Annotated in this window: 18 protein-coding genes; 2 read left to right on the forward strand and 16 right to left on the reverse strand. The window is 59.3% G+C overall.

The window, feature by feature from the left end; all coding sequences use genetic code 11:
• Positions 1-3: 3 nt before the first annotated feature.
• The 8 genes from AC07XZ_RS22785 to AC07XZ_RS22820 all read right to left on the reverse strand — a co-directional run bounded on the left by AC07XZ_RS22785 (position 4) and on the right by AC07XZ_RS22820 (position 8,226).
• Complete coding sequence (locus tag AC07XZ_RS22785; protein ID WP_256590576.1) at positions 4-333, reverse strand: phage tail protein; 330 nt, start codon at positions 331-333, stop codon at positions 4-6.
• A gap of 389 nt (positions 334-722) precedes the next feature.
• Entirely contained in the window at positions 723-1,748 is a 1,026-nt protein-coding gene (locus AC07XZ_RS22790; protein ID WP_256590571.1) for a phage tail protein, read from the reverse strand.
• Positions 1,749-1,774: 26 nt separating this feature from the next.
• Complete coding sequence (locus AC07XZ_RS22795; RefSeq protein ID WP_102687656.1) at positions 1,775-2,437, reverse strand: hypothetical protein; 663 nt, start codon at positions 2,435-2,437, stop codon at positions 1,775-1,777.
• Positions 2,434-2,790: a hypothetical protein gene (locus AC07XZ_RS22800; RefSeq protein WP_102687657.1), complete on the reverse strand. Its 357-nt coding sequence runs from the start codon at positions 2,788-2,790 to the stop codon at positions 2,434-2,436. Before AC07XZ_RS22800 ends, AC07XZ_RS22795 begins: the two co-directional genes overlap by 4 nt.
• A 3-nt stretch (positions 2,791-2,793) precedes the next feature.
• Positions 2,794-6,360 carry a TipJ family phage tail tip protein gene (locus AC07XZ_RS22805; protein ID WP_102687658.1) on the reverse strand — a complete coding sequence of 1,189 codons (3,567 nt, stop codon included), beginning with the start codon at positions 6,358-6,360 and terminating at the stop codon, positions 2,794-2,796.
• Between the two features lie 56 nt (positions 6,361-6,416).
• Positions 6,417-7,151, reverse strand: a complete 735-nt coding sequence (locus AC07XZ_RS22810; RefSeq protein ID WP_102687659.1) for a DUF4145 domain-containing protein — start codon at positions 7,149-7,151, stop codon at positions 6,417-6,419.
• On the reverse strand, positions 7,148-7,750 hold the full coding sequence (locus AC07XZ_RS22815; RefSeq protein ID WP_102687660.1) for a tail assembly protein: 603 nt from the start codon (positions 7,748-7,750) through the stop codon (positions 7,148-7,150). Before AC07XZ_RS22815 ends, AC07XZ_RS22810 begins: the two co-directional genes overlap by 4 nt.
• A 53-nt stretch (positions 7,751-7,803) precedes the next feature.
• Complete coding sequence (locus AC07XZ_RS22820) at positions 7,804-8,226, reverse strand: hypothetical protein (protein WP_102687661.1); 423 nt, start codon at positions 8,224-8,226, stop codon at positions 7,804-7,806.
• Positions 8,227-8,342: 116 nt separating this feature from the next.
• Here AC07XZ_RS22820 and AC07XZ_RS22825 point away from each other — a divergent pair, with 116 nt between their 5' ends.
• On the forward strand, positions 8,343-8,594 hold the full coding sequence (locus AC07XZ_RS22825; RefSeq protein ID WP_102687662.1) for a hypothetical protein: 252 nt from the start codon (positions 8,343-8,345) through the stop codon (positions 8,592-8,594).
• Positions 8,595-8,684: 90 nt separating this feature from the next.
• Entirely contained in the window at positions 8,685-8,924 is a 240-nt protein-coding gene (locus tag AC07XZ_RS22830) for a hypothetical protein (RefSeq protein WP_102687663.1), read from the forward strand.
• Here the strand turns inward: AC07XZ_RS22830 and AC07XZ_RS22835 are convergent.
• The 8 genes from AC07XZ_RS22835 to AC07XZ_RS22870 form a co-directional block, all read right to left on the reverse strand.
• Positions 8,896-9,045 carry a hypothetical protein gene (locus AC07XZ_RS22835; protein ID WP_158247729.1) on the reverse strand — a complete coding sequence of 50 codons (150 nt, stop codon included), beginning with the start codon at positions 9,043-9,045 and terminating at the stop codon, positions 8,896-8,898. The genes AC07XZ_RS22830 and AC07XZ_RS22835 overlap by 29 nt on opposite strands.
• 25 nt (positions 9,046-9,070) lie before the next feature.
• Entirely contained in the window at positions 9,071-9,835 is a 765-nt protein-coding gene (locus AC07XZ_RS22840) for a C40 family peptidase (RefSeq protein ID WP_102687664.1), read from the reverse strand.
• A gap of 1 nt (position 9,836) precedes the next feature.
• Entirely contained in the window at positions 9,837-10,586 is a 750-nt protein-coding gene (locus tag AC07XZ_RS22845) for a phage minor tail protein L (protein WP_102687665.1), read from the reverse strand.
• 9 nt (positions 10,587-10,595) lie between these two features.
• Positions 10,596-10,934 carry a phage tail protein gene (locus AC07XZ_RS22850; protein ID WP_102687666.1) on the reverse strand — a complete coding sequence of 113 codons (339 nt, stop codon included), beginning with the start codon at positions 10,932-10,934 and terminating at the stop codon, positions 10,596-10,598.
• Positions 10,934-13,990 carry a phage tail tape measure protein gene (locus AC07XZ_RS22855; RefSeq protein ID WP_102687667.1) on the reverse strand — a complete coding sequence of 1,019 codons (3,057 nt, stop codon included), beginning with the start codon at positions 13,988-13,990 and terminating at the stop codon, positions 10,934-10,936. Before AC07XZ_RS22855 ends, AC07XZ_RS22850 begins: the two co-directional genes overlap by 1 nt.
• 27 nt (positions 13,991-14,017) lie before the next feature.
• Entirely contained in the window at positions 14,018-14,263 is a 246-nt protein-coding gene (locus tag AC07XZ_RS22860; RefSeq protein ID WP_371921033.1) for a DUF1799 domain-containing protein, read from the reverse strand.
• A gap of 77 nt (positions 14,264-14,340) precedes the next feature.
• Entirely contained in the window at positions 14,341-14,721 is a 381-nt protein-coding gene (locus tag AC07XZ_RS22865; RefSeq protein WP_102687669.1) for a phage tail assembly chaperone, read from the reverse strand.
• A gap of 9 nt (positions 14,722-14,730) precedes the next feature.
• Positions 14,731-15,390: a phage tail protein gene (locus AC07XZ_RS22870; protein WP_102687670.1), complete on the reverse strand. Its 660-nt coding sequence runs from the start codon at positions 15,388-15,390 to the stop codon at positions 14,731-14,733.
• Between the last annotated feature and the right edge of the window lie 31 nt (positions 15,391-15,421).

Genomic DNA, 15,421 nt, shown 5'->3' on the forward strand with positions numbered 1-15,421 from the left:
TTTTCAGAACTCGTCGGGGGCTCGCGACATTGGCGCGGCCTCGATAACCGGGATGGGCGGTTCCGCCGGCCATGCTGGTGAAGTCGGCCAGGTTGGCAGTCCCGGAACCTTGCCCAGGGAAAACTTGTAGCCCTTCCACGCCTTGAGGCTAGTGATCAGCGCAGCCTGCTCAACCTCGTCGGCCGCCGTTGCCTCGCCTGCATCGATGCCATACCCCAGAGTGTCGACACGATCCTGAATTCTTGCGATTTGCGTAGCGGCTCGTGTGTTGCGTGCGGCAAGCTCAGATTTCATCTCTGCCAGATGTGCAGCCGACTGCGCTGCCGCCTTCATTTGTGCCGTCACCAGTTGCGACCAATCGACGCTTCCCTGCTGCTGGGGCCATTCGAGGGGAGCCGGCGCTGGCCCCGTTTCATCGGGCTCGAGCGGCAAGGGTCGGGGAAAGACGACATCACCGTCCGGCACACTCAGCAGCGGCGCCGGGAAAGCCTGCTCCGGGCTGTAATTGCTTGGGTTCGGCAGCAACAAGGTCAGTCTGAGTTGACCGCTCTTCCTTTCGACATCGCCGACGATCCATTCGGAATCAATCGCCCCACGCGGCAGCGTGTCGCCTTCGCCCACGCCTGAAAAGTCGAACGACTGTCCGTTCAGCACCATGGTGTCGCCGCGACACTTCGCATGCAGCGAGTCGTCACGCCGCTGCGGGATCAGCAAAATATCCATCAGAACCACCTCCCAACAACAAGAAATCGCATGTTGAACGTCTGAGCCATCGCGCCGTTACGGATGACGACATTGATTGAATTGGTGCCGTTCGGAATCGCGTTCGTCACGCCGTAATGGTCGTTCGAACTGTTCGGGCCGGCGGTTGCCGAGATGTTGAACTGAGCATTGGCAAAAGCGATTGGAAGCGTGAGCGTGACCACCGTACCCACGTTGTTCGCACCGATAACGCCAGTTGGGATGGACGCCGCCCCGCTCCAACAGATGAGCGTGCCATCGGCAAACTTCACCCATTCGCCACCAGCATTCGATTTGCGCTCAATGATCGATCCCGTAGGAAGACCACCGGACTGAGAGACGGTGCCCACCAGGTCTGCGGTGGCGGTGTACTTCAACCCCAGCGCTGTACGCGCATCACCGGCGGAAGTAGCTCCTGTACCACCCTGAGCGATAGATAATGCGGTGGTGAGGCCGAGCAACGACGTAATGTCTTCGTTTGCGCCTTTTTTGGCCCGGGCATTCATGCTCGCCTGCAGCTTGCCAAAGGCAGCTAGGATCGAGTCCGTGGCTACAACCGCTGTGGCGGAGGGCATCGAGAAACCATCGAGCACCACAGCCAGTACGCCGGCATTGGAGAGATATTTGTTGGTCGCGCCCTCCGGAAGGCCATCAGTGTCGGTCAGATCGAGAGAGTCCCGAACACCGGCCAGCGTGGCGACCGTGCCGAGCACGGCCATCACCCCGCCATACTGGTTGACGAGCGACCTTAACGCGTCTGCTGAGGCTTTGACGTAGCCCTGCATGGGGGCCAACGCATAGGTGCCTGCGGGATCGGTCACTCCCTGGTAGCTCGGATAAATCGACATCGATGTATCGCTGGCCAGGTTGATGACTTCGTACCAGCGCCCGTCCGGCCCTCGAAAGGCATCGCCCGTCCTGCTGTTGGAAATGAATGCAGTGTTGTTCCCGGCTACCACATTGGAATTTTGGACGACAGAAACCGTCCCGGTTTTGTACCAGGGCATCGATTTTTCTCCAGAAAGTGTTTGAGTCAGGCCAGCAATTTGGCGCAGAGGAACGGCCGGTGACCTTGGTCAATCCAGGCATTGAAGGCGAGGCTGTACATCATGATCCGACCGTTTGCGTAATCCACCCCAAGAGCACAACCGCCACCGGATCCTTCGTTGTGGCAGTTCATCGTGAAAGGGTTCAACGACACATACTCACCCGCCCCCAGACTTTTGTTGATGCCCCAAAAATACCTCCGTCCTACCGATAGCTGCTCCATACCGAGATAAGTCCAGTTACCAGCAGCGAACGTCACCACCACTGCCGGCGCTCCGCTGTCATAGACAAGCGCTGCGTTCTGGTCCCACAGGCGCAACCCGTAAGATGCCGTTCCCATCGAGGCCCAGGCAGCAACAAAATACTGCCCGCTTAAGGTGGAGTTTACGTTCGATGCCTTCATCGCGAATCCGGTCCAGTTTCCCGGGCCACCTGCGAACCAGACTGATATCGGTACCTGAATGCCGCCAGATTGATCCGGCCTTATGAAGACCAGCGGCGGGTCCTGACTCGTAATTGCTCTGGCAAAGGCCGCCGTCGCGGTATCCACCCCCGAGTAAGCTCCCTTCGTCAGCATGCAAAGCCTGGGCGCATCGGAATCGATTTGCACAAATGAATTGTCATTGATGCTTTGAAAGCCATAGCTCATGTGGCGTACCTGATGGCGTAAGCCTTGGCGACAATCCGACTGGCAACGGTGATTGCACTTGCGGACGGATTCTTGTTCCTGACGACAACCTGACCGGCCGATGGCGTGACATAGGGGTATGACTTGCTATTCCCTAAACCATCCGTTTCCGATGACTGCACATCCTGAATCCGGGTCGGGATGATCATGAACACGCAGTTCGCCGGGTTGAAGCCAGGAATGTTGAAGGTGTAAATGGTGGCGGCGCCACTGAAGTCGATCACACCCTGCCACAGCACCTGGTAAGTGAAGCTGTTCGTGTCCATGGCGAGCCGGCCGCTCTCGTCAAATACACGCAAGCCAAATAGAGCCATTTATTACCCCAGATAACCAAGACGGACGCGCAACACGTTGTTGGCGTCGTAGACCGAAACGTTCAGTGAGTTGATCACCAGCCGGCCCTGCCCTGGGACGATGCCGTTGATTTCCAACGTGCCGTCCTTGTTCAGAATCCAGCCCTGCAGGCCGGCGATGTAGTTAGTGGAACTGATGTAGTTGCCGATCTTGGCGTTGGTGATGGTGCCGTCGGCGATGAACGCCGAGTTCAGGAACGTCTGCCCACCCTGAACCGCGAACGGAACCGCAATGGCCCCGCCCGCGATTGTGTTGACGATGGCGAACCGATCGGCGCTGACCAGAAACTGGCTTTGAAGAACGCCGCTGCTGTTTTCAATTCCCAGCCCAATGCCTGCAGCGATGTACTGCCCCGTCCCGGAGTTGTACTGCATCTTCACCGACCAGCTCGCCGTGACCTTCCCGTTCACGTCGTTGATGATAGAGCTGTTCTGCTCGATCGCGGTCTGCTGCTGCCCGACCTTCGTGCTCAGTTGTGTGAGCTGCTGGGCGGTAGCCTGCTCGTTGGTGACCACCACTTCTTCGAGCAGCGTGATATTTGCCGAGTTCTCAGCAATCTTGGCGTCGAAGGTAGTGATTCTCCGGGCAGAAGCTTTGTTTTCCGAAGCTCTGACCCGACTCTCTTCGGCAATACTGGCGGTGCTGGTCCACCCTTTCAAAGCGTCCGCCAGTTCGCCCTCTCCGTCGTCATCTCGATAGGCCGCCCGCAACGCTTCGAATGCCGTAGCCTGGGCGGTGACCGCCCCGTCGAGCTCAACGATATCGGCGGTGTTGGTCGCTACCTGTTGAGCCAAGCCATTTGCCGTTTCCACGGTTTGACCCACATCGAGCCAATACGCAGGATTCGGCGGTGGAGTGTCGACAGGTACGGGCCCGGTAGCTTGATAGATGCGCTTGCCGACGACTACAAGGTCGTATTCATCGTAGGTGTCGTCCGGGTTATAAGTCTTCAGCCCATCCAGCGCATCGATCTGTGCCTGCAACCCCGGGATCTTGTCGATTTCGTCGAGGATGTCCTGCCCCAGCTCCGTGCGGCCGATCTCGCCGGCGATCATTTCCAGAATGGCAGCGGCGTCTGCACTCGACTGACCCTGAACACCCGTGCCAATCGGGAGCCAGGGCCCGATGTTGCCGATTTTGTCGACGATCCGCCCCCAGAAATAGAACGTCACGCCGGCGCGCAGACCGAGCATCGAGAAATCACTCTGCGGGTACGCGAGGTCAGTCAGTTTGGTAGCGGCGTCCAGTTCCGTGGTCGGGCCGTACCAGATCTCCGTCCGCTGGCTGTCCTCGGCGCCGGCCGGGAATCCCCACTTGAGGTAGATACCGAACAGCAGCGGCGTGGCCGTCAGATAACTCAGCGCCGGCGGCAGACCCTGCTTACCGCTGAGGTTGGTCAGGATCGAGTTGCGCCAGATCGAAGTGATGTCGTACGCACTCACCGCGCGAACGCGGGCCACGTAGGCACCGGCGTAGATCCCGACCACGTCCACGTTGGTCATGCCGGTACGCTGCAGCTTGATCCAGTTACCGCTGTCCTTGCGCCACTCCACGTCATAGCCGACCGCGCCATCCACGGCTGGCCAACTGATGGTCATGGTGGCCACGGCCAGCCCCTGCACCACCGACGACGTCGACGCCACAGTGACGCTGGCCGGCGGCGGCACCACGGTGATCGGAATCACGCTGATCGGCCGCTCTTCCAGGCGTGCGCCGGTGTCGATGTGCGCGAACTTGCTCGGCTCGAACTGCAAAGCGCTGATTTCGAAGTCGCCCTCAGTGGTGCGCTTGGTGCGAAGCACCCGATAAAGCGGGATCGCCAGGTCATCCGCATCGAGCGCCCATTGCAGTTGCGCGATCGGCGGCTGGCTGTAGTTGGTCGTGACGGTCACAGCGCGGCCGTTGACGCTCTGCACAGTGCGCCCTTCAGCGCGACCGCCGGGCAGGTTGATTATCAACCGATCACCGGCCTTGGCCTGGGTGTCTCGGTCGAGCGTCACCACGCGGCCGGAGGCCGTGGAGATGCGGCCGCCGACTTCCCGGCCGGCTAGCAACGAGTCCGCCACTGGGATGATGTGGCCCGGCAGTGGGATAACGCCTTCCATACCGGTCTTGAACGACACGGTGCGATCCTGATTGTTGCTGAGGATCGCCCACTTGCCACGGCGCTGAGCCTCGGAGGCACGGGTGCAGCCAATGGCGCTCAGCTCTGTAGGGCGGTCGCCGTAGCGGCGTTGCAGATCCAGGTCGGCGAACGGAATGACGTCGGTGTCGTAGTTGTTCGCAGGGTTGTCGTAGCTGACCAACGCCCGGGTGTACCGGGTCTTCGCCGATGCGCTGCCATACGAGAACTTCCCGTCGATGACGTTTGCCCGGGTGAAGACATAGTCGAAGTCCTGCGCGCGCGGCATGTCCGCCTGCATCACCAGCTGCCCCTGAGCCCAGTAGGTCATGCCCCGGTAAATCGCCGAGATGTCGCGCAGTAACGACCAGGCATCAGCCTTGCCCTGCAGGTTCATGTCACAGAGAAAGCGTGGCTCCTGACCGCCGAGCCCGTTCGGCACCAACTGGTCGCAATACTGCGCGATCCGGTACAGCTCCCACTTGTCGACCATGAACGGCTTGATGCGCTTGCCCAGGCCGAAACGCTCCTCGGTGCAGATCCCGTAAGTGATCCACGCTGGGTTGTTGGTCCAGGCCGACTTCATCGAGCCATCCCACGTCCCGGTATACGTGCGCAGGATCGGGTCGTAGTTGCTCGGCACCATCCAGCGTCGGGCCTTGCACTTCACAGTCACGGCCGGGATGTTGGTGAACTGCTCAGCGTCGAACTCGATGTAGAGCAGCGCGGTGTTCGGGTAACGCAGCTTGGCGTCGATCACCTCGGTGTAACCGGCCACCAGCATGGTGTCGGCGATCTTGTTGCTGTTCTGGTTCGGCGTCAGGCGGCGCACGCGGATCTGCCAGCCCGTGGTGGCGTCCGGCAGATCGATGCGGCGCGAGCGCTCGTAGCGCGTGGTGGTCTTGCCGTCGACAGCGTCCACCAGCACCTGCTGATAGGCGCCGCCATCAGTGGCCACGTCGATGGCGTATTCGATCCGGTACCCGCCGATATTGCCTTGGTCATCCGAACGCTGAAGCGCTGGCCAGGCCAGACGCATGCGCACGGCCGACAACTGGGTGTTGGTGATCGAGCGCACCCACGGCGAGTCGCTGCGTAACTCGATGTTCAGCGACGTCTCGTTCTCAACGGACGGGATGCCCGGGATGTAGGTCTGATCCACGGAGCCCGGGCGCCAGTCCCACTTCACGCCCTGAAAGTTGTAGTTGCCGCTGGCATCGCGGATCGGCGTGTTGTCCAGGTAGATGTCGTATTCAGTCGGTACAGCGTCGAACTCGCCCTCGCCCACGGCGATCAGCAGCTTTGCAAGGTTGGTCGAGCGCAGGCTGTCGCTGGCTTCGATCGGTGATTTCGGTTTGCTGCTGCCGCCCTTCTCGCCGAAGATTTCCTTTTGTGCTGCTGCACCCATGCTTTCCTCCAGGCATAAAAAAACCGCCTCACGGGCGGTTTCATTAAAAAATACGTCTAATGCGGTGCTTCCTTGGCGAGCGAATCTTCTAGATCCTTGATCTGGCTTGGAAGCACATACAGATAAGAAATCAAATATTTCAGCAGCTCAACCATCTGCTGCGCCATTAATTCCGTTGGTTCGTTTTCTTCGTCAAAGTGAGCACCAAGATTGCCACCGTCACGGATTGCATGAGCCAAGGTGGACAGGGGAGCTGCCAAATTATGTTGCTCCATCGCTTGTTTTATCAGCGCCGCCAAGCTTCCCTTTCTGCTCCCTTCCGGGAGTAGGTATTTAAAAATACCCTCCAATGTCCTACGAGCCATAACAGCTGTAGCTGGATAATTCTTGGTCATAAATGAAGTGGATGTGGACTCAAAAGATTTCCTTATCGCAACAGGTACGGACTCAGGGAAATCGGTAACAAGCGATGAAGGGCGCGATCTTGGATACATGAACACTTCGGCAGGGTTGCCATCGCTAACTTCCGATGCGGAAGACCTGATGGCCCAGAAGGAGACAAACTCGCTGCAAGATGGGCACGAAGAACGTAATCCGATGCTGCAAGTTGCAGAGTCATGATAAGCAATGGCAGTTGTATAAACTACCAAGTCTCCACAGCATGGGCACATTTGACTAATGGACTTCGGATACCTGCTGCCCCCGGTTGTTCCCCACTGTCGAACCATCTCAAACGAAATGCTTTCCATAGAATCCTTCACCACCTGTACGCTGATACTTGAGGATGTCATGTCTTATCTTCAGCGTAAATCGATGCGGAGATGATCATCCCGCCCCACCGGCGCTCGCCGATGCAGATCGGTACCGGATTGCCGCTGGCCGTGGTGTTCTTGGCGCTGCCGAAGGCGTAGGACGGTGCGTTTTCCGGGGAAGCGCTTTGCTTTAGGCCTGAGGCTTGAGGGCTGAGCATCTGGATGACACCGCCGGCGACAAGGCCGATACCGGCGCCAATCAGTGGCGCACCAAAGGGCGTGGTCGAAAGAAACGTACCGGCAACGATCAGAACAGCACCGACAATGGTTTGAATCAACCCAGCCTTCTTGCTTCCATGGATGACCGGCACAATACGGATATCGGTTGCGCCACCCAAGCCAAACTCCGCTTCGCCAACGTTCTTTCGATTGCGGAACACGGCGAAGCGCATGCCAAGTCGATCGAGGCGTTGAATCTCCTCTTTGAATCCCTCAAGTGTCGCCTTCAATGCTCGGAACGCCTCCCAAGCCTGGCCAGAATCCAGCACTCGACGATGAACCCTGCCAAACTTGGCCGCAAGAGACCCGGACAGCCTGATCGTAGTCATCGGCTGATAGTGAGCAACGCTCGATTGCATGACTTTCTCCAGACATAAAAAAACCGCCCGAAGGCGGCTGATTGCGAATTCATTTACTGATAATCGACGTACGGTCCGAGAAAGAAGCCGCTCATATCTCCACTGATTCGGTAGAGGCTTTCTTTGCCGCTTTGCACATTGGCAGAAATCGTACGAATGGCTGCCCCGCCACACAGCCCAGAGCCCGCAAGGCCCGCTCCGATACTTGGATTGCCCGGTGGCAGGTAAAAGGAGGCACGCTGACCGGTGCCGATTTTCGCAGCCTTCCGGCCATCGACATACACGACGATGTCACAACCTGATCCAACCATTCCCGAATCACGGACAACCGTTACCTTGCCGCTTTCGCCGGCTGGCTTGGTCTGAAACGCGTACAGCTCATCACGCGGTACCGGATCAGCCTGACTAACCGGAATAGCTGACGATGCACACCCCGCCAACAGCGCTACCGCCAGCGCTCCTACGATCAATTTCATGCAGGTCACTCCTGTGGGAAAGGTGAAAGATTACACCGGAACGCCGCTGTACGAATCACCAGTAACGTCAGTCGTAACCGTGTAGTAGCGTAATGCCCACATTCAAGGAGGCGAACATGAAGCGGAACGCTGACTTATCTGAGCAGTTCACGGAATCTCTTCGAAACACTCCGACAGGCGGAAAGCTCGTTTTCAACTTCCGAGGTGCGCCTACTCCTGTTGAGGTGAAATTTATCTTCACGGGGGGATGGGTCGTAACTCAGGTACTTCATCCGGGCGTTCCACTCGAAATAGTGAAGGGCGAAGACGGCCACCTTTTACAGGTTGACATCACCCTTATGCCGTACGACGGCCTGAAAGCAACCTGAGCAACGGATTCCCCAGTCCTTTGCCTGCAAGCCCAAGGACTGGTACTGCGCCAATTTCGGCGCGGATAACGCAAGGACGGAAATTCCTACATGCAAACAATCGATCAGCGCGTCAGTGATCTTGAGCTGGCACTCAAAACGGCCATCGTTTTCAACCTGAATGCCGCTTCAGTTCTGGGCCGGCGCATTTCTGCTGGCAATCCTGCGATCGCAGAGGCCATTGCAGACGACCTGCGCAGGCTGAAAGCCGAGAAGTGCGACGGCATCGACAACGACCTGCACAAGAGCTACATCGACAACCTTATTCTGGCTGTGACAAAGGGCGCTTGAATCCCGCCGCGTAATAAACGCCGCTGCGCGCGCTGCGCTTCATGCGCACGCGCCAGTGGTCCATGGCAGGTTCGTTGCTGTCACGCTTTTCATCATTCGCTGCTTCAGCCGATCGCTTCATGACTCCCTCCTACGGCTCAGCCGCATCATGTGGTTGGTTGTGCACCTTTGTGCCTGAGAATCAGGCGTGTGCGGTCGAGCCACGGCCCGCCGAAAACGATGACCTCAGACGGCCTGCCGTACAGGTGGTGCAGCAGAAACGGGCCGGGGCCGAACGTCGCGGCATCCTCCCCAGGCAGTACCGGATCGGCGCCGAGGAAGATTCCCGCGTGGTTCGGATAAACCGTCCGCCCCACTTCCATCACGATCATGTCGCCGCGCTGCGGCTGGTCGACTCGGTAGAAGCCGGCGGCCTCGTAGTTCGCCTCGTACAGGCTGGCGTTGCCCTTGCTCTCCCACCAGCCGTCGGCGCGCTTAAAGGCTTCGAACTCCAACCCCCACTCGCGCTTGTACCAATCGGCGCAGACCTGCCAGCAGTCCCAAGCGCCGTGCACGAACGGACGTTTCAACAGCGGCACTTCACCGGAAGGCATCACGGTGCGCAGGTCGCCCTCGGGCCAGCTCAGTATGTGCCAGGGCAACGCGGTCGCTTCGCACATGGCCAAGTCGCGCGGTGACGGCCTGCTGGTGGCGTCTGGATGCGAATGCGCCACACCGATCACCTCGCCGATGTCTTCAGCCGCCGCGTACTCCTCGGGATCGATCCGGAACTCTTCGTTCGGCTCGGTCGAGACGTTGCGGCACGGGTAGTACTGCTGTTTGCGGCCCACGGCGATCAACAGCCCGCAGCACTCTTTCGGGTACTCCGCCGCCGCGTGCACCTGGATCGCGTTGAGAATGTGTTTGCGCATGTCAGCTCCGTGCGATCAGTGAAACAGCGGGCATCCCACCGAATGACAGCGGGTTTCCCTCGCCGAAGCGTGGGATGCATCCCTTGCCCAGCGTGGCATCGCACTCGTCCAGTTCAGGGTTGTCCGTGACGACGCCGTCCTTGGTCACGTACGGGCCTGTGTAGCCACAGTTCGGCCCTCGGTATCCACCGGTGAGGCACCAGTGGCACAGCGTCGTCGCCTGCCGGCCGATGGACTCGTTACCGACGTCGCCCGGGCTGGCCAACTCCCAACTGACCGTTTCCCCATCCTCGTTCGTCTTCTGGTCGATGTACCAGACCTCGATCGTCTCCTGGGTTGGATCTGCCGTTGGGTTGCCGGCCGGGAAGTTCGCCGCGTCCAGGTACGTGCCCAGCGTATGGCGCATGGTCAGCTTGAACTCGAGCAGATCCTCGAACGCCAGACAGAGCGCGGTGATGCGCCCATTGACGTTGCCGACCGCCAGCGTGGGCCGAACGGCAGTGCCGTCGCCGTTTGCTTCAATGCCGTCGATCTGCATCGGCCAGGCGCTGTACTCGTTGCCCTGCCAGTAGATCGCCTTCGCCGGCAACTGGTCCGCATCGTCGCCGGCGGCGATCAACTCGGCCGCCGTGTGCGGGATCGCGTGCCCGTGGAAGCGCAAAACATCCGCACCGTAGTCCGTGCCGTCCAGTTCAAAGAGCAGCACTTCGCTGCCAGGCTCAAGCACCTGGATGTCACTGATCAGCGGCATGATTGCCCCTTATGGTTGGAATGCCCGCTCAAGCGTGGCGGTGAGTTTGAAGACGCCGCCGCCCATTGGTGTGGGAGCGGGATTTTTGCAGATGAACAGGCCGAGCTCCCCGAGCGGTGTTGTCCAGAGAAACGCTTTCGCACCGGCGTGCCGGTCGAGGAACGCCACGATCTCCAACACCTTGTCCTTCTGGCCGATGCAGGTAATCGGATAGGAGTCCTGTTTGTTGTTCGGGCCGTCGCCGACATTCTGCGCGTAGCCGTTGCCAAACTTCGAGGTGCGCACCCGGTATTTGATATCGGGTGTTTCCCCGCGCTCGGTTGGCCAGGTGAATTTCTCGATGGCCATCAGGCCCTCCCATTTGCATTTCGGAAGCTGGTACCGCCTGCGCGCCAAGAGTCGGCTACGGCCTTCTCGGCCACAGCCTGCATCTGCGATTGCAGGTTTCTCGACAGCGCCTGCTGGTCAATTTGCATGCCTTCGGAGCTGCGATCCTCGGTTACCACCGTCACCGGTGCGTTGATGCTGATTGCAGTACCGGATCCGCCACCGGCCGCGATGACACCCAACTTGCCGCTGGAGGTCCTGGTCAGCGGCATGATTGCCTCCGGCCCGGCCTCACCCATAACGCCAGACTGGCCGCCGGCCATCCCGAAGGCGGTCGGCGTGCTGACGATGCTGTTGGTGAAGGCGCCCCCGTTGGCGAACATCTGCACGCCGGATGACCATGCACCACCCAGGGCCTGAGGAAAGTAGCTACCGGAGTAGCCAGCCGAGGACGCGCCGAGATTCGACGACGCTGCACCAGCGGACCCTACCGCCAGCCCATTACCGCCGCCACCGCCAGTGAAGTAGCTTGTTGCGGCACCGACCAAGCTGCTCAACAACGCCGAGCTGGCTTGTCGAGTCGCGATCCGTGCCATGTCGGCCAGAATCGATTTGGTGAAGTCAGCAAACGATAGCTTCCCGGTCATGGCGAAGTTGACGATCGCGTCTTCCATCGAGCTGAAGGCGTTGCCGAACAAGGTTTTCGTTTGGCCGGCAATGTTGCTGGCCGAATCCAGATAATTGGCCCAGGCCGACGTCGCGCCCTTGGTCCAGTCACCTTGCGCTTTTTCCACATCCGCATAGTTCTGCCGGATCTGGTCAGTAGCGGCCTTGTTCGCGTCGGCGAGCGCCTGCGACTTACGGGCGAACTCCTCTTCCGACATATTCCGCGATGGATCGGACTTCTGGTTTGCAAGCTCCAGCGACTGCTGAGCGAACCGGTCTTGCTGGCTGTTCAGCTCGTTGTTGAGCGCGTTCTGACGATCGCCCTGGCTGACGCCGAGAACGGCGCGCTGTCCCGCCAGTTCCAAAGCCCGCTGCTGTTGGGCCAAGGCCTGCACGTACGTCGTGATCGACCGCTCTTGTCGAGCAAGGCGTCCGGTCTCGTTCGTGGCCAGAACCTCGAGCTGGCTGTCAGCCTCCTTCTGCGCCTTGACCATCCCGGCTCGCGCATCGGCGATCTTCTGGTCGAGCTGAATGCTTTGCGCAGCAGACGTGGTTTTCTTCGCCTTCGCGGCTTCCAGTGCGGCGATCTCAGCCTCGTAGGCTGCGGTCACCTCATCGCGCTCATTGCCGATCAGCGCTTCACGCTTCAGGGCATAGTCGGCCTGGGAAACAAGCCCGGCCTTCTGCGCCGCGTCCAGTTCCTTCTGGGCGTTTTTGTACTCCTCGCTGATGGCCGCCAGATTGTTTTTGGCGTTGTTGAAACCGGTCAGATCGACCTGGGTGCCAGCGGCTTTCGGATCCTTGAATTGGTCGTTGATGTTCGCCAGGTTCTTGTCGATCGCCGTCTGATTCAACCGCGGATCGTTGGGTGCGACCTTGCGGATGTCTTCGAGCTGTCGCTTGTACTCCTTGATCGCTTCGGTGCGCTTTTGCTCATTCGTCCACGCAGATTTGGTCAGGGAGTCGACCTTTCCCATTGCGGTAACGGCATCCTGCTGAGCCTTCGCTTGCTCGCCTTCCCATTTGGCAATATCGGCTTCCGCAGCCTTTTGATCCTCAAGCATGTTCAGGCGGTTGCGCCGGAACTCGATGAGAGCATCCTTCGACTTTTGGCTTTGAAACAAGCCGTCCATGGATTCAGCGTCACGGAGGTCGTTCTGTGCGGTCTCGATCTCTGCATTGATGTCGCGACGACCGATGTTCTTCAGTCCATCAGCGGCGCGGGCTACGGCGTTGTAACCCTTTTCCCAGAAACTCAGGTTCTCCAAGATCTTCGGCGTGCGTTGATTGATTGCATCGGCGTACTGCTCGGTCGCAAGCTTCACGGCGCCGGCGTGGTCACCCTGCTTCTCAAGTGCTGCAATCTGCGAGTAAACCGACGCGGTCAGGTAGTGGTACTGCTCGTTCAGCGCAGCGGACGCCTTGACTGGATCGTCGGCGAGCTTGGCGAACTCAGCCACGGTCTCACTGACTGCCTTGCCAGTTGCCTCCTGCATCGACACGGCAGCTTGGGTGATGCCGGTGAAGCTCTCGCCGGCAATTTTCCCGTTACCCGCCAGCAGCGCCAAAACCTCGGCCGCTTGCCCGGTAGTGCCGATCGTAGCGCTAACCTGGCGGGCCATGTCGCCCAGTTGCCCTGCGCTCACACCGGCAAAGTTACCGGTCAGGATGAGCGATTTGTTGTAGTTATCCTGCTCTTCGCTGCCCTTGTAGAAGGCGTAGGCCAAAACGCCAACCGCCGCAGTGGCTAGCGCAAGCGGCGCCAGCATCGCAAATAAGCCGGCGGCACCTTCGCCGGCGCCGGCGCCCAGCTGAGCCACCGCACGAACGCCACTGCCCCAGTCACCTGACGACAGCGCATTGCCAAGCTGAACGACGTTTTCCTGAGCCTGGCGGGTGCCGAGACGCAGCTTGTCGAAGCCGGTGGTTGTTTTGTTGAGCTTGTCGTAGTCCTTGTCGATCTTGCTCAGGGCGGAGTTGTACTCGTCCTGGCTGATCCGGCCGGCATCCAGGTGTTTGCCCAGTTGCTCGACCTGAGTATCCAGTTTCGCCAGCGCGGCGCGGGCCGGGTCAATGGCACCCAGCAGGCTGTTCAACGCCTTCTGCTCGTCCATGGCCGACTTGGCCAGGGCCATCTGCTGCTTATCGAGCTGTGCCGAGATCTTCGCGGCCTCAGCCTCGCCATATGCGCCGGTTTTGGTCAGTTTCGCGAGCGCATCACGCTGTTTCGCGAGATCCTGCGTGGTTTTGGCACTGGTCGAAAGCGACTTTTCCAGCGCCTGCATTTCGTTCATCAGCGAAACGGCGGACTGCTCGGCCCGGCCGCCAGCCTTCGCCATATTGTCCAGGCTGGTTTTTGCCTCGATTGCATCGGCCGAGTCGATCTTGATGCCGAGTTCGGAAATGTTCATCGACTCACCTTGAATAAGTGCCCGTGCTTACGGGCTGTTTTCCCTTTCCTCCGCCATGACGCGCAGGGCTTCGCCTTCCAGCACCTGCAGGTCAGGAAAGATTTCAGCGAGTTTCTTTTTCTTGATGCCGAGGAAGCCGGCAACATCGCGGATGCAGTTGTAATCGAGGCCGATGGCGCCACCGGCGCCTACGCGCCACTGCGTGGACATTCTGTTGAACAGGAGGAAGGCCGGCCAGTTGCATGGCCAAACCTCTACATCGTCACCCTCCATATCGGCAGCCGTCAGCCCGAGGACGGCCAACTGCTCAGCAGATGGCCCGCTTTCGTACAACGCCGCGGCTGCTTCCTTCAGTTTCCCAAGCGGGCCTGATTAAATGCGCTCTGATAGGCATTCACCACCGCTTCAGCGGTGCCCTGACAGGACTTAACTAGGGCGAGGATGCTCTTGTCGTCGAACTTGTCATCGAACGCCCAGCCCGTGACCAAATCTTTGATCTGCTGCACCTGAAACTCAGTTTCAGCAGCAACAACATCCGACAACGTGGTGCCCTCTCCGAATCCCTGGCGCATTTCTTTCGCCTTCAAATTCCATTCGTCGAACAGAGCGGCGAGTTCCGGGCGATCCCGATACTTGAAGGTGAATTCGATTGTCTCTGGCTCACACCCAACGATAGGGATGTGAACGGGAGCCTTGAAAGTAGGGTTCTGGGCGATCCTGATCTTTGCCATGGGAACTCCTCAGACGCTGGCCAGATAGCGGAGCGATCGAGCCGAAAGCCCGATGCTGATGGTTCGAGTCATGACGTTGTTTCGCTCCATCGTCGGATCTGGAGTGATGCTCACATAACCCGGGTAGAGGATCTGATCACCGTTGCGCAACTTCATGCGTACGACGGCCAGCTCTTTGGTGTCGTCGAAACCTTCAACAATCTCAACGTATTGTGCAGTCGGCTGATCCTCCACCACGATGGTGAGCGTCGTTGGGTTGCGGTTGGTTGGGAACTGCTTGTCGTCGTCATCTTCCAGGTAACCGACGGTTTGGTACTGCTGCTCGCCGCCGGAGGATGTGAAAGAAGTGACTTTCGAGATTTGCGTCCACCCGGACACCGGGATCACGGAGCCAGAACCCGCACCTACAGTGAATTTGTCGGTGTTGGTGGTATTGAGACCGGCCAACGCAAAGGCATCGGCAGTAACGCCGGATGCTTTTACTGCGCGATCGTTGATCAGCGCCCAACCGGAGTTGATCAGCAAAACGTCGCCGTTTTCAATGTCGTGCCCTACAGAGGCAGCAACCGGCGGTTTGGCGTTGGTCAGGGCGGCGAAAGCGACGGCGGTCCCCATAATGCTGGCAATCTCCAGCACAGCGCCGTTCGGCAGCGGAAAGCGTGCGGCCATGGTGTATTTCCTCTTGAGTGCCCGCCTGACG

The sequence above is a fragment of the Pseudomonas sp. GW458-11-26-14-LB4 genome, from assembly GCF_059423925.1.